Here is a 21714-nt window from a genome sequence, read left to right as displayed (position 1 = left end):
TTCCAACGATCAACCGTCCGGCGTGTCATCGCAAACAAGGGAATAACGCAACATTTTGCGCAAAACAAGGCAGACATGAATCAATCCAACGATCATGCGATATACACTAAGAAAGGACAAGCCGCTGCATTCTCGCTTATCACGGGGTCTCCATAACCTGCAGAGTTCCCTTCAGCCGCGAAACAACGCAGCACATACCCACAACCGAAACGTACGCAAAGATTGGTGAGGAACAGCGCAATGACATCGCTTTCGCAGGTAGCCAAACAGGCCGGAGTCTCTGCCTCCACGGTGTCCCGATACTTCCGCGGACAGCTCTCCATCAAAACGGAGACCGCGGAGAAAATCCGTCAGGCCGCCGATCTCCTCGGCTACACAACCCCATCCCTGACCGACACCCGCCATCTGAGCGCACAATATCCGGGATACGGCATCCCACATACGAGTGCATCCGGACAGCCGATATCATCGACCGGCATCGATCAATCGGCGGTCGCATTGATCGTCCCTGAACTCACCAATCCGTTCTATGCTTCACTGTGCGAAGCCATCACCTCGCAGACCCAAGCCGGCGATCACGTACTGGAGGTCATGGTTTCAGGACGTCAGGCGACCACCGAGGCCAAACTCGTGGACCACGTCATCGAATCAGGACGTTTCGGCGGACTCATCTACGCCGGCATGCATCGCACGAACCGGGCGCTGAACCATCTCGCCACCACGCCGATCCGACTGGTGCTGCTCGACGAGGATGTAACCATCCCCACGCAATCCCATCCGAACATCGTGACGGTGGACAACTATTCCGGCGCCTATCAGGCCGCATCATACCTGATTTCGCTCGGACACCGACGCATCGCGCACATTGCCGGACCGACGATGCTGAGCACCACCACCGAACGCCTGCGAGGATATCGCGCCGCCTTGGAAAACGCCGACATCCCCTATGACCCGAAACTCGTGTTCTCCGGACCCTACACCGAAGAATATGGCGCAAGCGTGCTGACCTATCTGATTCAAATGGATGAACGACCGACCGCCGTGTTCGCCGGCTCCGACATCGTGGCGATCGGCCTGATCTCAGTGTGCAAACAATACGGCATTTCCATTCCGCAGGATCTTTCCGTAGTGGGATGCGACGGCATCCGTATGGGCAGATGGCTGCGCCCCAGCCTCACCACACTGACCCAACCGATCGACGACATGGCCATCGCCGCACTGAATCTGCTGTTTCAGGAAGACGGCGATGATGCTCGGAATGCCATCGACCGCAATAACGCCGACTCCGGCCGCGGCAATAACGACATCCGCCTGCCGCTAACCCTGACGATACGCGAATCCGCCGTCGCTCCTCGCTGATATTCAATCCGGCCAGTGTCCCGGCATTGCACCTCGATGGATTAGGCCGCATTTGACGCGGAATGCGCGCTATTCCATCGACAACGGAAGCAGGGCAATCACAAAACCGCATGATTCCAAGGGTTCTGAAACCACGGGTACTGGATCGCGATGGAGTAGGCTGCATTTCGCGGATTTCGCGCCCTACTCCTTCGGCTTCCGGCCAGATCATTGCTGTGCCCGGATCACCTCATCCGACCGGCATTCGCCGGCCACCTTCCCCTCACAGGGGAAGGCAAGAATGAGACAACCAGCCGTGCCGGCCACCTTCTCCGCAAGAATGGACGACCTCCGGCCGCGATCTATTCGCTCGCCTGTCGGCGAGCCTGAGTCCTGGAAACGCCTCTAGCGTTTCCTTAACGGACTCAGCCTAAGGGGAAGGCAGGAAATGAGGACGAATAACCCTGCGGGACGCAGCGCACGAAGGATTTGACCACCCTCAGGCCGCATTACGGCGTCCAGCTCCCGCCGGCGGGAGCAAACTCCTCCAACCGATCATGCGAAACGCAGCTCCTAGCTTTACACCGCTGGGGAGGATTCGCGGTGGATGATCCGGTAGTCGGCGTAGATCTCCTCGCCGGGGGCGCGACCCTCCTTGAGTTGTCGCAGAATCGAATCGACGGCCAGCTCGGCGATCTCATGGCGGCCGAGCTCCACCGAGGTGAGCGACGGCACGGTGTACTGCGACTCATCGAGGTTGTCGATGCTCACCACGCGAATGTCCTCAGGAATGCGCACCTGCATTTCGCGCAGCTGCCTCAACACGCCGAACGCCACCAGATCGCTGTAGCACACGATACCGTCCGGCCGCACCCCGCTGGCGAACATGGACTCCACCAGCTCCACACCCTTACGACTCGTGGCCTCACCGACGATGCCGGCGACCAGTTCGGGACGCACCGGCATGCCGGCAGCCTCAAGCGCCTGCACATACCCCTTCGTGCGCAGCGCCTCGGCCGACATATGATCCGATTCGAGCACACCGCCCATGAACGCGATGGTGCGGCATCCGGCGGCGATCAGATGCTCGGTGAGCTTCCTCGCCACCTCCACATTGTGCACCAGCATATGCGGGGCAGGCACGCCGAACAGCCGCTCGCCCAGCAGCACCATCGGAACATCGCCACGCAGCCGCGGAATATCGGCGTTCTCCAACGCCAGCGGACTCAGAATCAGTCCGTCGGTGGTCTTGCTCGCCATCGCCGTGACGCTCGCCAGCTCCCGTTCGCGGCTGAATCCGGTGGATTCGATCAGAATGCCGTATCCGCGACGACGTGCCGCGGCGATGATCTCCTCGGCCAGTTCCGCGAAATACGCCTGCGTGAGGCTCGGAATCGACAGCGAGATCAGTCCGGTCCTGCCCGATCGCAGACTGCGCGCCCGCTCGTTGGTCACATAGCCGAGCGCATCGATGGCCTCCTGGATATGCTGCTTGGTGGTCGGCTTCATGTACGGATAGTTGGACAGATAGTTGGACACCGACGAGACCGACACCCCCGCAAGTCGGGCCACGTCGATCATGGTGGGGTTCGATGGAACGCCGCCCCCTGCGGCCTCCTTTGCTCGCCTGCCAGCCACGGTCTCCCCTTTCCGAAAAACGCCCACGATGAGATCCGACTCTGTTGTCGAGGACTCCGTTCGAGTCCGAACCTCATCGTAGGCGTTCGCTCTGACCGCCGGACGGCGATTGCCACAATCTGCCGATCATCACGATCCGACAATCATCACGATCCGACAATCATCGGGATCAGGCAATCATCGGGATCAGGCGAGATCCTCCGGAGCGGTCTTGTACCCTTCGGCACCGCGCTCGACCAGGATCCGCTGGCATTCCTTGAATTCCGTCTCCGTGTAATCGTACTTGGTGAGGATCAGGAACTTCAGCAGCGCGCCGATCGCCGGCAGGATGGAGATCACGAAGAACAGGCCGTCCAGCGTGCCGGAGGTCTGCGCCACGTTCGGCTGGTAGCCGAGGAACGTGAGCAGCAGACCGGTGGTGGCACCGGCGAGCGCGATGGCGAGCTTGCTGGAGAACGTCTGCCCGCCGAACACCACGGCCTCGGCGCGGTGGCCGGTCTTGACCTGCGAGTATTCGATGGTCTCGGCCAGCATGGCGGAGAGGATCGGATTGCTCATGCCGTACAGGCACCAGGTGATGCCGATGAACACGAAGGTGAGCACGGTGTTCGAGTAGCCGACGAAGAAGAAGATCACGCGGAAGATGATCTCGGAGATCAGCAGCACGCGCACGATGGAGATCTTCTTGAACCGGCGGGTGAGCACGGGGATCAGGAAGAACGTCAGTGCGCTCAGGGTGCCGATCAGGCCGAATCCGGTCATCAGACCGGCGTCGGACATGTTGTAGGTGAAGAAGTAGATCATCATGTTGTTGACCATCTCCATGAAGAACTTCAGGAAGAAGATCACCAGGATCATCATCATGTACTTGTTGGCCTTCACCGCTTCGAACACCTGACCGTACGTGAGCTTCTCGGCCTTGGCGGAGGCGGAGATGCGCTCCTTGGTGAACAGGTAGCCGAACTCCATGATCACGAAGCCCGCGATCATCAGGATCGACACGGCGATCAGGTAGCTCTGGGAGGGCGTGTGGCTCTGCTTGAACTGGGCGAGCATCACCGGCATGATGATGCCGGCCATGGCGATGCCGGCTGAGACGCCGATGTTCGCGGTGGTCACAAGGTCGGTTCGGGTCTGGCGGTCACGCGACATCACGGTGGAGAGCGACCAGAACGGGATGTCGGAGAAGGCGTAGCAGGTGCCCCACAGAATGTAGGTGGCGCCGCAGAACACGATCTTTCCGGTGAGGGAGATGTCGGGGTTGATGAAGCAGGCGATGGTGGAGACGACCACGAAGATCGGCGCGAGCTTCATCCACTTGCGGAACTTGCCGTCCTTGCTGGGGGCGCGCGAATCCATGAAACCGGAGACCAGCGGGTCGAACACGGCGTCCCACAGGCGGGCGATGAGGAAGATCGCGCTGGCGATCACCGAGGAGATGCCCACCACGTCGGTGTAGTAGATCAGGATGAAACTGCCGATGATGCCGTAGCTGAAGCATTGGCCGAAGCCGTAGCAGAAGTAGGCGGCGTACTCCTTGACCGTCACCTTGTCGTCGGATTTGGCGACCGGGGCGCCGGACGACGACGTTGTCGTTGGGTTGGTCATGATATTCCTTCTTCCTTTGGTTGTTTGACTATCCGTTTCGTCGGTCAGACCTGCACGTAGCCGTAGGTGTGGGCGGAGAGCAGGATCGACCGGATCTCCTCGGGATCGAACTTGTATTCGTGATCGTGGTCGAGCAGTCCGTTGACCTCCTGCTCCACATCGGTGGTCTGCGTGTAGCAGAATCCGACGCAGTAGTCGATGGCCATCACGGCCTCGGTGAGCGCACGGATGCGGTCCACCACCTGCTTCGGATCGTCGTCGCGCTCGCCGTATCCCCAGGAATCGCCGCGCTGCGAACCGTCGCCCTTCTCGTAGGCCACGCCGCCGTATTCGGTGATCATCACGGGCACCTGACGGCGGTCGTATCCCGGGCAGAACGAACGGCGTCCGGACATCGGCGAGGGGGCTCCGGCCTTGGCCTCGTCCTCCTTGCCCTGGAAGCTCGCCAGCAGTTCGTCGGCGTCGGCGTTGTAGTCGTGCAGCGTGCAGATGTCGGTCATCGCCTGCTCGTAGCCGTCGTTGCCGACCACCAGTCGGGAGGGGTCGTACGCCTTGGCCTGCCAGTACAGGGAGTCGACGAAGGTCTGCTGTCTGCGGTCGCGGGCGACGTCGAACACGCCCCACGATTCGTTCATCAGCACGTAGGCGAATACGGCGGGGTGGTTGACGTGCTTGGACAGATACGCCGGCAGTTCGCGTTCGATGTTGCCGATGAGGCGCGGCCCGAACTCGTAGGCGCTGGGGAATTCCGCCCAGGCGATGAAGCCGATCGAATCGCACAGGTAGAGCGCGCGGTGGCTTTCGATCTTCTGGTGGATGCGGTTGCCGTTGAAGCCCATGGCCTTCATCTTCTCGATGTCGCCGCGCACCTCCTCGGCCGTGCCGGTAAGGCCGGCGTCCTTGTAGTAGCCCTGGTTGAGCAGCAGCTTGAGGTAGTACTTCTGATCATTGAGGAAGATCAGCCTGCCATCGGAGGTGATGTCGCGCATGCCGAAGTAGCTGGACACCTCGTCCACCGGCCGGCCGTGCTGGGTGACGATGAAGTCGATGTCGTACAGGTTCGGATCCTCGGGGCTCCACAGGCGGACGCCGGTGTTGGCGGTCCAGTCGCGGACCGGCACGTCGAATCGCGCGCGGCCGCCAGTGAACGACACGGAGCCGTTGACGATCGGCTCGCCGCGGAACGAGACCGAGTAATGCAGTTCGGCGTCCTGGAGGTCGTTGGTCGTGGCGTCGACGGTGAGCTTCGATTCACGCACCGACGGGGTCATCATCACGTCGTCGAGGTAGGTCCGTCCCGCCTCCTCGACCCACACGCTCTGCCAGATGCCGATGGTGCGGGTGTACCAGCAGGCGAAGTTGTCGTCCTTCCAGGATTGCTTGCCGAGCGGCTGGTCCGGACGGTTGAAATCGATCACCTTGACCACGAGTTCGTTGTCATTCCCGTTGAGATACTGCGTGATGTCGAAGGCGAACGGCGTGTGGCCGCCGACGTGGCCGCCGACATGACTGCCGTTGACCCAGACGTCGCAGGCGTAGTCCACGGCCTCGAAGTTGAGCAGGTATCGCTTGTCCGGGTGCGTGGCCACCGTGAACGTCCGTCGATACCAGACGACGGGGTGGTACGCCGGCTCGTCGACGCCGGACTTCGGGAACGTGTAGCTGTACGGCACTTCGATCGTACGGTCGAAGTCGGGAAATTCCACGGACTCCACGGCGGCCAGCGTGGCCGGATCATCGTAGAGCGCGTTGTTCGCCGGCCGGTCGGAGCCTTCGACCGTCTCCGGAGCCTCCGATTCCTTCGGAATGAAGAAATCCCACTGTCCGTTGAGGTCGATCCACGTCTTGCGGATCCTCTGCGGATTCGGGTATCGCAGACGATCGGTGATCCCGGTGCCCGTCGCCGTGCCCGTCGGCGTCGTAGTCGTATGTTCCTGCGTCATTGCAATCCCATTCCTTTCCTTGCGGTTCTTGCGGTTCCGTCCAAGTCATCCGCGCCATCGTCGTACGGTTCGCGATGTTCGCGGTGTTCGCGGATCGTCCCGAAACAGAATCTGAATCGTTTCAGAAAATATCCGCGAACAACTTCGGCACCATGGTTCAGATGATTGGTCGGAGTGCTGCATCATTGCATCGTTCCGCCGGAAACCCGTGTTTCTGTCGGCCCCTTCGTAACGACATCTTTATTCTGTAACGATTCAGAAAGTTTGTCAAGCGCCGCCGTGGTTTTCTTTTCGATCGCATGGTCAGCGGCGGCCAACAGACCATTACGGCGGCCGACGGTTATTGAGCGGATCGGCCAGCTTTCCGTCGTAATTGGCAACACCGCTCACAAAGAGACCATATCGACGGTCTTCATGATGCAAATGACCAAATAAGCCGTGGGGCGGGATATGAAAAAGGGTTCCGGACGCAGATGATCCGGAACCCTTGGTAAGAGACCTTCAGCCTCGTCAGCGAAGATCAGTCCTCATCGTCGAACGGGTCGAAGTCACGGCGGACGCGACGGCGCGGACGCTCGGAACGCTCCTCACGATCGGCGCGGTACTCGTCGTAGGAATCGTCAACGGCGTAGCGCGGGTTGCGATCGTCTCGGCCACCACGGCGACGCGGACGATCATCGCGGCGGTCATCGCGATCGAAGTCACGGTCATCACGATCACGGTTGGAACGGCGACGCGGGCGATCATCACGATCACGGTAGTCACGGTCATCACGATCGCGATCACGGCCGCCACGACGGTCATCACGATCGTAGTCACGGTCACGATCGTCACGGCCACCACGGTAGTCGTCACGATCATCATCGTCGTAGCGACGGCGACGCGGACGATCATCACGATCGGAACGGCCACGACGATCATCACGATCGTCACGACGTCCACGACCACGGTATCCGCGGTCATCACGATCACGGCCGCCACGACGATCATCACGATCACCGCGACCACGACCGCCGCGATCACCACGGTCACCGCCACGACCGGCGCCGGACTCCTGATCCTCGAAACCGGGGATGGCCAGCGAGATCTTGCCGCGATCATCCACGCCCTGCACGACCACCTCGACGGTGTCGCCCTCCTTGAGCACATCCTCCACGGCGTCGATGCGCTCGCCGTTGGTGAGGTTGCGGATCTGGCTGATGTGCAGCAGACCATCGGTGCCGGGGGTCAGGTTGACGAACGCACCGAAGCTGGTGGTCTTCACCACGGTGCCGTTGTACTGCTCGCCGGCCTCGGGAACATGCGGGTTGGCGATCTGGTCGATGATCTGACGGGCCTTCTCGGCGGCCTCGCCACCCTCGGAGGAGATGAACACGGTACCGTCATCCTCGATGGCGATCTCGGCGCCGGTGTCCTCCTGGATCTGGTTGATCATCTTGCCCTTCGGGCCGATGACCTCGCCGATCTTCTCGACCGGAACGGTGGTGGTGATGATGCGCGGAGCATACTCGCTCATCTCGGCCGGGCCGTCGATGCACTCGTTGATGAGATCGAGGATCGTGGCGCGGGCCTCATGAGCCTGCTGCAGGGCGGCGGCCAGAATATCGGCCGGAATGCCGTCGAGCTTGGTGTCGAGCTGCAGGGCGGTGATGAACTCGGAGGTGCCGGCCACCTTGAAATCCATGTCGCCGAAGGCATCCTCGGCGCCCAGAATATCGGTGAGGGTCTTGTAGATGTGCTGGCCATCCACGTCACCGGAGACCAGACCCATGGCGATGCCAGCAACGGGAGCCTTCAGCGGCACGCCGGCGGCAAGCAGCGACAGGGTGGATGCGCACACGGAGCCCATGGAGGTGGAGCCGTTGGAGCCGATGGCCTCGGAGACCTGACGGATGGCGTAGGGGAACTCCTCGCGGCTGGGCAGCACCGGCACGATGGCCTTCTCGGCGAGGGCGCCGTGGCCGATCTCGCGACGCTTCGGGGAGCCGACACGGCCGGTCTCACCGGTGGAGTACGGCGGCATCTCGTAGTTGTGCATGTAACGCTTGGTGTTCGGGCCGGACAGCGCGTCGATCTGCTGCTCCATCTTGAGCATGTTCAGCGTGGTGACGCCCAGGATCTGGGTTTCTCCGCGCTGGAACAGGGCGGAGCCATGCACGCGGGGCACGATGTCGACCTCGGCGGAAAGGGTGCGGATGTCGCGCAGGCCACGGCCATCGATGCGGTAGTCCTGGGTGAGGATGCGGCGGCGGACGATCTGGCGCTGCAGCTCCTTGAACGCGTTGCCGATCTCCTTGTCCTTCTCGGCATCGTCCATGTCGGTGAACTCGCCGGCCAGCGTGTCCTTCACCTGCTGCTTGATCTCGGCGATACGATCCTGACGCGGCAGCTTCTCGGCGATGGAAAGCGCCTCGTCGAGCTGACCGTGGGCGATCTCGTCGATGCGGTTGTACAGCGCGTCCGTGTACTCGGGGAAGAGCTGGAATTCGCGGGTTTCCTTGGCTGCCTTGGCCTTGAGCTCGTTCTGAGCCTCGCAGATCACCTTGATGAACGGCTTGGCGGCTTCGAGACCACCGGCCACCACGGTTTCGTCCGGCTTGGTCTGGCCCTCGTCGTAGATGAGGCTCCAGGCGTTCTTACCGGCACCGGCCTCGATCATGGCGATGGCGACGTCGCCGTTCTCAATCACACGGCCGGCGACCACGATCTCGAACACGGCGCGTTCACGCTCGCTCCAGCGCGGGAAGGCGACCCACTGACCGTCGATCAGCGCCAGGCGCACACCGGAGACCGGGCCGGAGAACGGCAGACCGGAGATCAGCGTGGAGGCGGATGCGGCGTTCAGGGCGATGACGTCGTAGGCGTCGTCAGGGTTGATGGAGAGGATCGTCTCCACGACCTGGACCTCGTTGCGCAGCGTGTGCGGGAACAGCGGGCGCAGCGGACGGTCGATGATGCGGCAGGCCAGAATGGCCTCGGAGCTCGGACGACCCTCGCGGCGGAAGAAGGAGCCGGGGATCTTGCCCGCGGCGTACATCTTCTCCTCAACGTCGACGGTCAGCGGGAAGAAGTCGTAGTTCTCCTTCGGGCTGGAACCGGCGGTGGTGGTGCTCAGCACCATGGAATCATCGTCAAGATAAGCGGCGACGGCGCCATCGGCCTGCTGGGCGAGGCGACCGGTCTCAAAGCGCAGCGTGCGCTTGCCAAACGAACCATTATCGATAACGGCCTCTACGGCCTTGATTTCGGGACCCTCCAAGGGTTCCTCCTTTTACTTGTGTTTCCTATTACCTACTATCGGTGTCCTCTTCAGCGGACGTGCTTCACATTTCCCGTTTCGCGACCCCTTGGCCGCGTTCCTCGTGTCAACCGTTCCGTCGGACCCTACTCCGGCCGCACCTTGCGACCCACCCTCTTGGTCCATCTTCCTGTTGCCGTCGGACGGCGATATGCAAAACGCCCGAACACCATCATAGGTGCCCGGGCGGAAGTATTGTTAGCGGCGCAGGCCGAGACGCTCGATCAGGGAGCGGTAACGGTTGATGTCCACGCGCTTGAGGTAGTCGAGCAGACGACGACGATCACCGATCATGAGCTGCATGCCACGACGAGAGTGATGATCGTGCTTGTGCTCCTTGAGATGATCGGTCAGGTCGGCGATGCGCTTGGACAGCAGAGCCACCTGCACCTCGGGGGAACCGGTGTCGCCCTCGTGCGTCGCGTACTCGTTGATGATTGTCTGCTTTTCAGCGTTGCTCAGAGCCACAGCTCCTCCTTATGGTTTGATTTGTTGCGCGGTGCCTCGGCCCCAATGACCGAAGCGCTCTCTATCCGCGGGCGATTTACGCCAAAACAGTATTATACACACGGTCGGGACCGCGACGCACGCCTACACCAGCGTGGACAGACCGCTGAACTCCACGAACAGCAAAGCGATGATCTCGATGACGAAGAACAACGTGAGCGCCGACCAGCTGCGCGTAAGAATATTGAGCGGCGAATCCTTGCGGATGCACACCAACAGCCCCACATACACCACGGCGAACACGGCCACGCCCACCGCGGCGCCGATCACGCCGATGTTCGAGGCGTTGATCGGCGCGGCCGCATCCCCGTACACCACATACGTGGAATTCCAGAAATTCAGCCGCAGCAATCCCACACCGCAAATCAGCTGCTCCAACGCGAAGGCGATGAGGAACAGCACCCGCCAATACACCTTCCGGGCCTCCATCAACGCCATGGCGAGCGACGTGGCCAGCACCACGGTCACCGTCCACGAGATCAGGGCCATGCCGTGCGGATCGATCGGTCGGATCAGGGAGATCACCGATTCCGTCTCGTTCAACGCCAGCACACGACCGCCCCAATACGGCACGATGATCACCACGAACAGCGCGGCGATGAACACCGCCCACGACGTTTTGTTCCAGCGACGACGTTCCGTTTCAGCCAACGAGGGTTCGCGCGGATGCGACTCCCGCGGATCGGTGGCCGGCACCAACCGGCCCTCCGGCCCCTTGACCTCGGGCAGATCGGGCGTCGGCCGATCGGCCGCGTTCTGATCGGCCGCTTTCTGATCGGCCGCGTTCTGATCGGCTGCTTTCTGATCGGAGCGCTGAGATGTCACTGGAATCCTCCCCTGTCCGGTCGTCGCCGAATCGCGCGACGCTGCCGAAACGGCAACGACGATCATCGGCGGATATGCAAAACCCCGGTCTTGGCCGGGGTCTGGGTGGAGCGGATGACGGGAATCGAACCCGCGTAATCAGTTTGGAAGACTGAGGCTCTACCATTGAGCTACATCCGCGTGGAAGCGCAAAACTTCCGAGTCACGATTATGACATACCCCGCCGATTTTGCAAAATCCGCCCCGCCGACCATGCGCCGGGTACCGACAGCCCAGCAGATAGCCCGACCGATAGCCCGACAGCGGAATGCCGGTAGAATGCTGACGTCGGCAGGTCGGCAGCATCGAAGGAGCAGTCATGACAACCTACGATTTCACATCCATCATCGACCGGCATGGCAAGGACGCCATCGCCATCGACGCGGTGGGATCGCACCCGATCGCACCCGACGCACCGAAGCCGGGGTTCGACGTGATCCCGATGTGGGTGGCGGATATGAACTTCGCCACGGTACCCACGATCCAGTCCGCGATCATCGAACGTGCCAAACATCCGCTGTTCGGCTATTTCGAACCCACCGACGAGTACTTCGCCAGCATCATCGAATGGCAGGCCTCGCGCAACGGGGTCGTCGGGCTCAGGCCCGAGCACATCGGATACGAGAACGGCGTGCTCGGCGGCGTGGTCAGCGCGTTGAAGGCGTTCGCCGCACCCGGCGACGCGGTGCTGCTGCACTCCCCCACCTATGTCGGGTTCACCCAGTCGATCGGCGGCAACGGCTACCGGATCGTTCACAGTCCGCTCAAACGGGACGCCGAAGGTGTGTGGCGCATGGACTTCGACGATATGGATCGCAGGATACGCGAGAACAACATCCATGCGGTGGTGTTCTGTTCGCCGCACAATCCCTGCGGCCGCGTGTGGGAGCGCTGGGAGATCGAACGGGCGATGGCGGTGTTCCGCGCCAACGACTGCGTGGTGATCTCCGACGAGATCTGGTCCGACCTCACTCTCGGAGACGCCCGGCACATTCCCACGCAGTCGGTGAACGACGACGCGCGCAATCGCACGATCGCCTTCTACGCCCCGAGCAAGACGTTCAATCTGGCCGGCCTGGTCGGCAGCTACCACATCGCATACAGCCGGTATCTGCGCGATCGCCTGCAGTCGGTGAGCGAGAAGACCCATTACAACTCGATGAACGTGCTGTCCATGCACGCGCTGATCGGCGCGTACCGACCTGAGGGGCATGTGTGGCTCGACGAGCTGCGGGAAGTGCTGAAGGGGAACGCGGATTACGCGGTCGACTATATTCGCAAGCATTTCGAGGGGGTTTCGGTAAGCCGCCCTCAGGGGACGTACATGCTGTTCCTCGACTGCACCGAATGGTGCGAACGGCATGACGAAAGCCTCGACGAGCTGGAGAAGCGCGCCTGGGACGTGGGCGTGGCGTGGCAGGATGGCCGGATGTTCCAGCACCCGTGCGCGGCGCGCGTGAATCTGGCGCTGCCGAAGTCGCGCGTGGAGGAGGGGATGCGCCGATTGAGCGAATACGTGTTCGTGGAGCGCCCATAGGGGCGGTATTGGCGAGTTGTGAGGCTTTGTTGGAGCGGAGCCCATGAACGACGCAACCTCAGCCGCGGAATTTCAACGATCCCGGCAGCGCGCATGAGGCCATTTTCCCTGTTTCGCCGGATCGAAGCCTCACAACTCGGCTTTTCACTCCCATCAACGACGAAAAGGGCCTTCGGGGACCGGGCAACGCATTGAATTGCCCGGTCCCCGAAGGCCCTGCGCGCTCGACGCGGCGAAGGATTCAGCGCCAGCGAAAGCGAATCACTTGGAGCGAATCACTTCTTGCCGACCTCATGCTGCACCTGCGCCTTGGCCGCGGAGGCCTCGGCGGATGCGATGATGTCTTCGGCCGCGAGCGGACGGGCGAAGTTCCACACGAGGAACAGCACGCCGACGATCAGCATGATGATGCCGGTCCACAGGTTGATCGCGATGCCGCCGGTCTTGGCCACATCCGCAGCCGGATCGACGATGCCCACGAGCGTGACGATCACGCCGTAGATCACGAACAGCACGCCGATCAGCAGTCGCAGATCGTTGCGACGGGCGGCCTTGACGGCCTGATCCTTTTCGGCCTGAGTCAGCAGGCCCTTGCCGGATGCACCGGTGTTAGTATCTTCTGCCATTTCAAACTCCTTAGATATCGATGCTCAAACCGAGGTTTAGAAGAACGGGATGTAGAACACGAGGCCGAGGATGAAGATCACGGTACCGAGGATGGCCGGCTTGCGGTACCAAGGAACCTTGACCAGCGAGGTGTCCTTGACGCCCTTGGCGGCGCGCTTGGCATCCTCCAGCTCCTCGTCCTTGGCGGCCTGGAAGTACTTCATGCCGCCGTTGGCGAAGGTGAGGCCCTCCAGCTCCGCGTCGGTCTTGCCCTTGGTGAACGGTGTGATGATCGCCGCCACGATCCAAGTGGCCAGGCAGGAGATGATGGCACCGTACCAGGTCTCGGCGGTGGCGGAGCCGAAGATCGGCGCGCCGGCGGCCACGGAGTTCAGGTAGGCGATGTAGGTGACGAGCGGGGCGATGATGCCGCACACGTAGCCGATGGTGCCGGCCACGTTGCTCACGCGCTTCCACACCAGGCCGAGGATGAAGATGGCGAACAGCGGGGCGTTGAAGAAGCTGAACAGCGTTTGCAGGTACGTCATGATGTTGCCGAACTGGCTGGCGATCCATGCGGTGGCCACGGAGATGACCACGCCGATCACGGTGATCAGACGGCCCATGTTCAGGTAGTACTTGTCGTTCTGGCCGGGCTTGACGTAGTCCTGCCAGATATCGTAGGTGAACACGGTGTTGAACGAGGAGACGTTCGCGGCCATGCCGGCCATGAAGGAGGCCATCATACCGGTGATGGCGACGCCCAGCACACCGTTCGGCAGGTACATCTTGAACAGGTACGGAATGGCTTCGTTGTACTGCAGCACCGGGTGGTCGCCGGCGAACAGGTTGCCGACGGTGGCGGCCGCGACCAGGCCAGGAATGATGATGATGATCCAGATCAGCATCTTCGGGATGGCGCCGAGGATAGGAGTCATGCGGGCGGCGGTCATGCTCTTGGCCGCGAAGGCGCGCTGCACTTCGGTGAAGTTGGTGGTCCAGTAGCCGAAGCCGAGCACGAAGCCGAGGCCCATCAGGATGGAGAACCAGTCGCCGCCGACCGGGTTGGTGACGTTGCCGAGTCCGGTGCCTGCCCAAGCGTGGATGGAGCCGGACCAGTCCTGCATGGAGGTGAGCTTGGCGGTCAGGCCGCTCCAGCCGCCGACCTGATGCAGACCGATCACGGTGACCGGGATCAGGGCCGCGACGATGACGAAGAACTGCATGACCTCGTTGTAGATGGCGGAGGTCAGGCCACCCAGCGTGATGTAGGCGAGCACGAAGATGGCGGAGATGATGATGGCCGTCCACTGGTTCCAGCCCAGCATGGCCTGGAGGATCAGGGCCATGGCGTACAGGTTGATGCCGGCCTGAAGGATCGTGGAGACCGCGAAGCACAGGGACACGATCAGGTGCGCGCCCTTGCCGAAGCGGCGGTACATGAACTCAGGCACCGAGCGCACGCCGGAACCGTAGTAGAACGGCATCATGAAGATGCCGAGGAACACCATGCCGGGCACTGCGCCGATCAGGTAGTAGTGGATGGTCGGCATACCGATCTGCGCACCGTTGGCGGCCATGCCGAGGATCTCCGTAGCGCCCAGGTTGGCGGCGCAGAATGCGAGGCCTGCGATCCATGCCGGCATTGAACGACCGGCCAGCAGGAAGTCCTCACTTGACTTCTGCTGCTTGTGAATGGTGTATCCGATCCACACGATCATGGCGAAATAAATGATGAGGATCAGCCAATCCACCCAGCTCAGCGACAGGCGAATCGCGGATTCTCCGACAGCATTCGTGATCATACTGTCCTTCCTTTCCTTCCAAAGCGTTCTTCCGACGGCCACGTCAGAACACGGACCAGCACCGGTCCGTATGAACGGCCTCATTGTCACGCGAAAAAGGAACGAAGTCAAACACAAATGCAACATTATGAAACATACAAATGAACAGAACTATCATTTTTCAGATCGACCATGTTCGCTTCGGATGATCCCGATCCAGATCGACATCGCCGTCACCCATTCCGCGATCCCGCAACGACGCAACCGGTTTACCGAATCGCGGTCGGAAGCGAGGCTGACGGCGGTCATCGGCAGGCCATCGGCCGCACATCGATCATCGAAGCATGCCATCGGCGCTTCGCAAATGTGCCCAATATCACATTAGGAAGGCCAACAGCGATGGCATCGGTGTTCATATAACGTCATCCATGCGAACGACGAGTGCCCCGCCGGAACACCGACGAGGCACTCGGAACAATCGGAAACGGGATGAAACCACTCAGTGAGAGAACAGCGCCTTGATGCGCTCAAGGAGGGCCGCGAATCCGGAATCCGAACCGGTACCGGAATCCGAACCCTTCGAACCGGCATCGGACGACTCGGCGGAGCCATCGGAGCTGTCATCCACCGAAGCGGCATCGCCGCCATCGGCTGCGTCATTCGCCGCGGTATCCGAGTCGACGCCGGCAACAACATAGGTGAACTGCACTCGGTTGACGTTCGTGTTGGTCGGCACGACGAACGAATGCGGTTTGAAGTCAGCCCCAAGCTTCCGGTCGATCGTCTTCTGCAGCTCGTCGAGCACCTCGTCTCCCATGCCCTGCACGGATTCGGCGAGCGCGGCATTGCCATCGGCCAGCGTCTTCGCGCCCGAGGATGCGGACCGCGCACCCGAGACCAGCTGCGAAGCGCCTTCGGAAGCGGATCTCGCACCCGCATTCAGCCCGTTCGTGCCGTTGGCCAGCGCATTTGCCCCCGATGCCAATGCGGCACCGCCGGATCGCAGACCTTCGGCGCCCTTGGCCAGCCGTCCCGCCCCGGTGTTCACCTGAGCCGCGCCAGCAGCCACCTGATCGGCCGCGGAATCCAGTTGCCTGAGCGAATCGGCAGGCATGGAGCCGAGCCCGGTGGCCACCGAGTCCACGACGGAGGCCAGCTGTTTCGCCCCGTTGGCCACGGTTCCCTCGCGGGCCGCGTCGAACTGGACGTCCAGCGTCGCCGCACCGGCATTCAGCGTGTCGATGCCCGCTCCGAGTTGGTCGTATCCGGATTCCGCCTGCTCCATCGCCTTCGCGCTACCGGCGTAGGCTCCGGCCGCCTGATTGGCCTGCGCGAACGCCTGCAGCGCCTGATTCAGCGCCTGCTGGGCTTCGGCGCTCTGCGGGTTCGCCGCGAACGACTGCAATGCGGTCTGATACGCCTGTGAGGCTTCGGCAACCTGCTGACCGGCGGTCTGCGATCCGGCTTCGGCACTCTGTCTGCCCTGTTGCAGTGCGGCCCGATACCGGTCACCGCCCTGCTTCACCTGCGTGATGCCGCCGCGCACGCTTCCCCAGCCATCCTTCAAGGTGGGGTGCGCCGCATCGTCGCTTGACTGCGCGAGCTGGTATGCCAGCGTGTCCGCACCGGATTTCAGCTGCGGAGCCGCCGCCGACAGATCGCTCACCGCACCCGTCAGCGTATGTACGCCGGAAGCCAGTCGCGAAGCGCCGGAGGCCAGTGCGCCTGTTCCCGAAGCCAACGACGAAGCCCCCTGCGCCACGGTTCCGATACCGGACGACAGCGTGCCCGCACCCGAAGCCAACGACGAAGCCCCGGAATCCACCTTGCCGGCGCCGTCCGCCAGCGAGACGAGCCCGTCATCCAGCTGTGCGGCGCCGGAGGCCAGCTGCGCATTGCCGTCGGCGAGTTCCTTCGAACCGTCGGAAAGCCTATCGGTGGCCTGTTCGAGACGATCGGTCTGATCGGTGAGTTTGGAGGTGTCCTGTGATCGGATGTCGATGGCCATGTCGAGGCTCATCGCCGCAATCTGCCATCCGGAGTATTGGAAATCCTTGGCCGTGCCTTGAATACGGAAGGTCTTCGATTCTCCCGGCAGCACCATCGCCGAGACCACGGTGTTGCCACCTGCGGTGGCCAGCGTCGCTCCGCCGCCGTCGGTGATGTCGTAGGAGTCGGCGGGGAACGTGCCCTGTGCCTGGAGCACGTACGCTTCGGCGAAGTCCTTCACGTTCGCGGCCGCGGTGTCGGCCGTGACGGTAAGCGTGACGTCGAGGTCACCGCTCCGGCCGGCGAGGTCGTCGGGGTCGATCGGCTTGCCGTCCAGCGCATACCCGACGGTGATGTTCCACGGCAGTTCGGTGTCGGCCGGCATGTCTCCCTGATAGTAGAACGGCTGATCGGCCGTGGTCTCCACGCTGACGTGGCCGTTCTTCTGACTGAGCTGCCGGTCGGTGGTGAGATTGGTGACCTTGGTGTATCGGGAGGGATCGTCGACCGTCCGTTTCTCGTCGGCGTTGAACACGTTGACCACGTAGACGCCGCGGGTTTTGCCGGAGGCGTCGGTTTTGACGTAGACGATTTCGTTTTTGGTTTCACCGCCGGATTTGGATTGCGATCCGACGTCGGCGTTGGCGATGCCGGCGCCCGCCGCGGTGGCGAGCAGCAGTCCGGCAGCGGTGGCGAAGGCGACGTATTTAGCGCTGCGATGACGCATGATGACCCCCTTGGGATTGGTGGATAGAGGAACGGATGACAGCGGAATGTGCGGGACGAATATGGCCACCGGAGTCGGCGATACGACGGCCGGAATCGGCGGCACGATCACCGGAATCGGCGGCGAAGTGCAGGCCGAGCGACGTGTGGCGGATCAGCGGATCGGTGACGCGCAGCAGCCACGGCAGGAAGACGAACATCATGAGCATCGAGAGGAACGCACCGCGGGCGATCAGCGTGCCGAGCTCCGAGATCACACCGTTCGTAGCGATCAGATTCACCGACACGCCAGCGAAGATCAGGATGGTGGCCGAGGTGAGGATCGTGATCGCGGAATGATGCACCGCCGATCGTGCGGCATCGCGGGCCGGCTCGGTGCGTCGACGTTCGAAGTATTCGCGCGCGTAGATGATCGCGTAGTCCACTGCGGCGCCGAGCTGCACGGCGTCGATCACCAGATACCCGATGTAGTTGAGCGTGCTGCCGGTGAGATACGGCACTGAAAGGTTCATCCATATCGCCACTTCGATGGCCGCCAGCACCACGATCGGTATCGACAGGCTGCGGAACATCACGGCCAGGACCAAGGCGATCGCGCCCATCGAGAAGATCTTCACCTTCATCGAGTCCTGCCGGACGGTGTCGCGCAGATCGTAGATGGACACGGTGCTGCCGACGAGCCGGTAGTCGTCGCCGTAGTGTTCGGCAAGCGTTTCACGCATCAGCGAGACCATGTCGTAGGCCTGTTCGGATTCGGGGGTCACGTCGAGCGTGACGACGATGCGCGACCATCCGTTCGACACGACCTGTTCGACGGTGCTTTCGGGCACCGCATCCACCGGCATGGCACGCCCCGCCACGGTGATGTACGAGGTGACGCCGGTGACATGATCAAGTTTTTCGATGGCGTCGATGGTGGCCTGCTCGTCGGCCCATCGACCTTCCGGAACCATGGCCACCCACGTTTCCGATTTGCCGAACGCCTGGTCGATCCGCTCGCTTTCGACGGCCTGGACGCTGCCCGGCTCGGTCATGCCGGAGGCGCCGTAGATGAAGTCGGTGCGATCCTGGGCGAGATAGGCCGGCACCGCGCACAGGATGATGATCAGCGAGGCCGGCAGCATGATCCGCTGGCATACCGCGGCGAACCTGCCGAACGACGGCAGCAGATACCGATGACGCAGCGCGTTGAGCGGTTTGAGCATCATCAGCGTGAGGGCCGGCATGAGGAACATGACCGCGAGGAAGCTGAACACGATGCCTTTGGCGAGCACGATGCCCATGTTCACGCCGATGCCGAAGCGCATCACGGTGAGTGAGAGGAAGCCGAAGAACGTGACTGCGGCGCTGGAGAGCACCACCGAGAAGCCGCGGACCATCGCGTGGGCCATGGCCTCCTCGGGGTCGGCGAACTCCTGCTGCGCCCTGCGGAAGGTGTGCAGCAGCACGATCGCGTAGTCCATGGAGACGGCGAGCTGGAGGATCGCCCCGCAGATCTGGCTGATGAACGAAATGTCGTGCAGCACGATGTTCGAGCCCATGTTCATCACGATGGCCACGCCGATGACGATCAGGAAGATCACCGGCTCGAACCACGAGTTCGACGTGAGCAGCAGGATCAGGATCACCACCGCCACCGCGGCGAGCATGATGTACACGACCTGCGTGGCCGTGGATTCCTGCGCGTCGGCGGTGCTGACCGCGTCTCCCGACATCGAGACTCGGTCGGCTCCGACGTGTTCGGCCGCGGCTCGCGCGTCCGCGATGGCCTGCCGCCCTTTGTCGGATGCGATGACGAGCTGGTAGAGGTAGCCGTCGCCGGATGCGGTGCCGGACTCCGTGGTACCGGACGAGCCGTCGGTTTTCCATGTCTTCACCGTGTCGTCGTCCTGCACGGCGGCGGGCTGCTTCATATCCACTGCGGTGCCCAGCCACATCACCTCGTCCACGCCGTCGACCTTGGCGAGGTCGTCGGCCAGACGATCGGCCTGCGCCTCGCTGAGTCCTTCGGCGTACAGGCGGGCGTTCGGCACGCCTCCGTCGAACGAGCGCTTCATGTCGTCCAGCGACACCACCGATGGGGAGTCCTTCGGCAGATAGTCGGTCATCGAATAGTTGACCTTCACCTGTGGGTACAGCACTGCGCCGACGATGGCGGCCAGCATGAACAGAGAGACCACCCATCGACGATGATGCAATAACCATCGGCAGACTTTCAGCATCGTCTGCCGAAGATTGGTCGATGCCGAAAGTCGCATAGCCGGTGTCGGGAGCCGCGTCGCCGGTGTGCCGCCTCCCGATTGCGTGGGTTTCGTCGATTGCATGATGACCCCGTCCATATGATCCAGTCCATCGATGGTGGTGATGCCGGAATGCCGAGATTGGCGGAGTCACTGTCGAAAACCGATATCCGACATCCGACCATTATTCGACATTCGTATTTTACTCAACACCTGTTGGTTTACAATCGGTATTATGACCGGGCGACGGACGCCATACAACAGGCAGGATCTACATCATCCGTACGATATGCAACAGATGTGGTGAAAATCGTCACGTAATACGAAAAAAGACGAAGGAGTACCATGCCCGACACTCATCCGAACAATCCAAATCCCCTGACCCCCACGGACACAACAGACACAACGAGACCGACGAAGATGGATCGTCGTACGAGACGAACCCGATCACACCTGCTGAGCGCACTCATCGATCTGCTGGAGACCAAGCCGCTGAACCGGATCACCGTCACCGAACTCACCGAAAGGGCCGACATCAACCGCGCCACGTTCTACGCGCACTATCGGAACGTGGACGAACTGTTCGACGAGCTGAAAATCGAATGCTGCGCGATGTTCCGAGAACTGGTGATCCGGCACGCCGAGGAGATACGACACGACGACACGTCCGGCATCGTCCGCGAACTGTTCGAATACTTCAACGAGCACGAGCGCATGTTCACCCTGCTCAGCCGCAACGGGGACGACACCATCTACGCCGACATCGTCACCGAACTGCAGACCGCACTGACCGACACGGTGCTGCCGCTCAAACGTCTCGACCGGAAACGACGATGCACCTTCGACCGCAACGACCCCGCGGAAATGGCGTTGTTCGCCTACCAGTTCGACTTCATCTCCGGAGGACTGGTGAGCATGCTCCAGCGATGGTTCACCAACGGCCGGCGGGAAAGCGTGGAGACGATGGCCACGATCGCCGACAACGACGTCAATACGATCGGCCCGGGACTGTTCGAAACGAATCTCGCCGTGATCGCCGCCGAATATGCGGAGCATGATCCACAGCCCGGTCAAGGGGATGCAGAGCCTGGTCGAGGGGACCGCTGACTCCAACGGCGGCCACCCCGCGACGGCGCCGCAGTCAACACTCCAGCAGCACGACCGCCGAGGCGACGGGACCGTCATGCGACAGGGAGATATGCCATATCGGTTCGCCCGACAGTCGAGATCCCGACGATGGCGCACCCGACGACCGCGATCCCAACGACTCAGCCAGCCGGTCGTTGACATCGGAGCGCAACGCCACATGGGGGCGGCCACGGGAATCGTCGAGGATCTCGATGCCCTGCCAGGGGAAGTCGTCGAGCGTATACGGGTTGGGAACGTCGCCCAACGCCTCGCACCACGCCTTGAGCACAGCCTCCTTGCCGGCCCATCGTGCGGCCAGATGCACCGCCTCGCCGTCATGCTTGATCTGTGCGCGCATGGACGCCTGCCGCAGCTCGCGCGGCGAGAACAGCCGACGCATGCGGGAGCCGGGTTCGGCCAGCTGTTCGGAGAACGCGGCGACATCCACCACGTCGTGGCCCAATCCAAGTATCGACATAGCCGCCTCCGCCCCCATTCGACGTACGTT

The 21714-nt window shown here is 62.1% G+C and carries 15 protein-coding genes and 1 tRNA gene; 3 read left to right on the top strand and 13 right to left on the bottom strand.

Annotation, left to right across the window (positions count from 1 at the left end):
• The first annotated feature begins 225 nt into the window (after nt 1-225).
• Nucleotides 226-1359, top strand: coding sequence for a LacI family DNA-binding transcriptional regulator (locus tag Uis1B_RS00330; RefSeq protein ID WP_279324922.1), 1134 nt, complete (start codon nt 226-228; stop codon nt 1357-1359).
• A gap of 558 nt (nt 1360-1917) precedes the next feature.
• On the opposite strand, the gene Uis1B_RS00325 is transcribed toward Uis1B_RS00330, so the two are convergent.
• The 7 genes from Uis1B_RS00325 to Uis1B_RS00295 form a co-directional block, all read right to left on the bottom strand.
• Nucleotides 1918-2919 (bottom strand): LacI family DNA-binding transcriptional regulator, encoded by a 1002-nt coding sequence (locus tag Uis1B_RS00325; RefSeq protein WP_101614461.1) that lies wholly within the window; start codon nt 2917-2919, stop codon nt 1918-1920.
• 243 nt (nt 2920-3162) lie between these two features.
• Nucleotides 3163-4584 carry an MFS transporter gene (locus Uis1B_RS00320; protein ID WP_101614459.1) on the bottom strand — a complete coding sequence of 474 codons (1422 nt, stop codon included), beginning with the start codon at nt 4582-4584 and terminating at the stop codon, nt 3163-3165.
• A 44-nt stretch (nt 4585-4628) separates the two neighbouring features.
• Nucleotides 4629-6527: a glycoside hydrolase family 2 protein gene (locus Uis1B_RS00315; RefSeq protein ID WP_101614458.1), complete on the bottom strand. Its 1899-nt coding sequence runs from the start codon at nt 6525-6527 to the stop codon at nt 4629-4631.
• Nucleotides 6528-7047: 520 nt separating this feature from the next.
• Nucleotides 7048-9786 carry a polyribonucleotide nucleotidyltransferase gene (locus Uis1B_RS00310; RefSeq protein WP_101614456.1) on the bottom strand — a complete coding sequence of 913 codons (2739 nt, stop codon included), beginning with the start codon at nt 9784-9786 and terminating at the stop codon, nt 7048-7050.
• A gap of 237 nt (nt 9787-10023) precedes the next feature.
• Nucleotides 10024-10293, bottom strand: a complete 270-nt coding sequence (gene rpsO, locus Uis1B_RS00305) for a 30S ribosomal protein S15 (RefSeq protein ID WP_101614454.1) — start codon at nt 10291-10293, stop codon at nt 10024-10026.
• 123 nt (nt 10294-10416) lie between these two features.
• Nucleotides 10417-11157 carry a hypothetical protein gene (locus Uis1B_RS00300; protein WP_101614452.1) on the bottom strand — a complete coding sequence of 247 codons (741 nt, stop codon included), beginning with the start codon at nt 11155-11157 and terminating at the stop codon, nt 10417-10419.
• 106 nt (nt 11158-11263) lie between these two features.
• Nucleotides 11264-11337 (bottom strand) — tRNA-Gly (locus Uis1B_RS00295).
• Between the two features lie 178 nt (nt 11338-11515).
• On the opposite strand from Uis1B_RS00295, the gene Uis1B_RS00290 reads away from it, so the two are divergent.
• Nucleotides 11516-12733 carry a MalY/PatB family protein gene (locus tag Uis1B_RS00290; RefSeq protein ID WP_101614450.1) on the top strand — a complete coding sequence of 406 codons (1218 nt, stop codon included), beginning with the start codon at nt 11516-11518 and terminating at the stop codon, nt 12731-12733.
• A 275-nt stretch (nt 12734-13008) separates the two neighbouring features.
• On the opposite strand, the gene Uis1B_RS00285 is transcribed toward Uis1B_RS00290, so the two are convergent.
• From Uis1B_RS00285 to Uis1B_RS00270, 5 genes are all read right to left on the bottom strand, one after another.
• The gene (locus tag Uis1B_RS00285) at nt 13009-13359 is read right to left on the bottom strand and encodes a hypothetical protein (RefSeq protein WP_101614448.1); all 351 of its coding nucleotides are present in this window, start codon (nt 13357-13359) and stop codon (nt 13009-13011) included.
• A 36-nt stretch (nt 13360-13395) separates the two neighbouring features.
• Nucleotides 13396-15144 carry a sodium:solute symporter family protein gene (locus Uis1B_RS00280; protein WP_101614446.1) on the bottom strand — a complete coding sequence of 583 codons (1749 nt, stop codon included), beginning with the start codon at nt 15142-15144 and terminating at the stop codon, nt 13396-13398.
• A gap of 153 nt (nt 15145-15297) precedes the next feature.
• The gene (locus Uis1B_RS11935) at nt 15298-15474 is read right to left on the bottom strand and encodes a hypothetical protein (protein ID WP_165782646.1); all 177 of its coding nucleotides are present in this window, start codon (nt 15472-15474) and stop codon (nt 15298-15300) included.
• Between the two features lie 148 nt (nt 15475-15622).
• Complete coding sequence (locus Uis1B_RS00275) at nt 15623-17839, bottom strand: TrbL/VirB6 family protein (RefSeq protein ID WP_101614444.1); 2217 nt, start codon at nt 17837-17839, stop codon at nt 15623-15625.
• Nucleotides 17820-20018 (bottom strand): efflux RND transporter permease subunit, encoded by a 2199-nt coding sequence (locus tag Uis1B_RS00270; RefSeq protein WP_165782645.1) that lies wholly within the window; start codon nt 20016-20018, stop codon nt 17820-17822. Before Uis1B_RS00270 ends, Uis1B_RS00275 begins: the two co-directional genes overlap by 20 nt.
• A 480-nt stretch (nt 20019-20498) precedes the next feature.
• Between Uis1B_RS00270 and Uis1B_RS00265 the strand changes: the two genes are divergently transcribed.
• The gene (locus Uis1B_RS00265; protein WP_165782644.1) at nt 20499-21185 is read left to right on the top strand and encodes a TetR/AcrR family transcriptional regulator; all 687 of its coding nucleotides are present in this window, start codon (nt 20499-20501) and stop codon (nt 21183-21185) included.
• A gap of 34 nt (nt 21186-21219) precedes the next feature.
• Here the strand turns inward: Uis1B_RS00265 and Uis1B_RS00260 are convergent, their stop codons facing one another.
• On the bottom strand, nt 21220-21684 hold the full coding sequence (locus Uis1B_RS00260; protein ID WP_101614439.1) for a holo-ACP synthase: 465 nt from the start codon (nt 21682-21684) through the stop codon (nt 21220-21222).
• Between the last annotated feature and the right edge of the window lie 30 nt (nt 21685-21714).

The sequence above is a fragment of the Bifidobacterium margollesii genome, from assembly GCF_002860355.1.
Classification (GTDB): domain Bacteria; phylum Actinomycetota; class Actinomycetes; order Actinomycetales; family Bifidobacteriaceae; genus Galliscardovia; species Galliscardovia margollesii.
Note: the sequence above shows the minus strand (reverse complement) of the source record. Positions and strands in the feature narration are given on the sequence as shown.

Bases quoted from the DNA above. Each gene is read 5' to 3' on its own strand.
- Uis1B_RS00325 (WP_101614461.1), bottom strand. From the start codon at position 2,919: ATGATCGACGTGGCCCGACTTGCGGGGGTGTCGGTCTCGTCGGTGTCC.
- Uis1B_RS00320 (WP_101614459.1), bottom strand. From the start codon at position 4,584: ATGACCAACCCAACGACAACGTCGTCGTCCGGCGCCCCGGTCGCCAAA.
- Uis1B_RS00315 (WP_101614458.1), bottom strand. From the start codon at position 6,527: ATGACGCAGGAACATACGACTACGACGCCGACGGGCACGGCGACGGGC.
- Uis1B_RS00290 (WP_101614450.1), top strand. From the start codon at position 11,516: ATGACAACCTACGATTTCACATCCATCATCGACCGGCATGGCAAGGAC.
- Uis1B_RS00285 (WP_101614448.1), bottom strand. From the start codon at position 13,359: ATGGCAGAAGATACTAACACCGGTGCATCCGGCAAGGGCCTGCTGACT.
- Uis1B_RS00280 (WP_101614446.1), bottom strand. From the start codon at position 15,144: ATGATCACGAATGCTGTCGGAGAATCCGCGATTCGCCTGTCGCTGAGC.
- Uis1B_RS11935 (WP_165782646.1), bottom strand. From the start codon at position 15,474: ATGGCATGCTTCGATGATCGATGTGCGGCCGATGGCCTGCCGATGACC.
- Uis1B_RS00275 (WP_101614444.1), bottom strand. From the start codon at position 17,839: ATGCGTCATCGCAGCGCTAAATACGTCGCCTTCGCCACCGCTGCCGGA.
- Uis1B_RS00265 (WP_165782644.1), top strand. From the start codon at position 20,499: ATGGATCGTCGTACGAGACGAACCCGATCACACCTGCTGAGCGCACTC.
- Uis1B_RS00260 (WP_101614439.1), bottom strand. From the start codon at position 21,684: ATGTCGATACTTGGATTGGGCCACGACGTGGTGGATGTCGCCGCGTTC.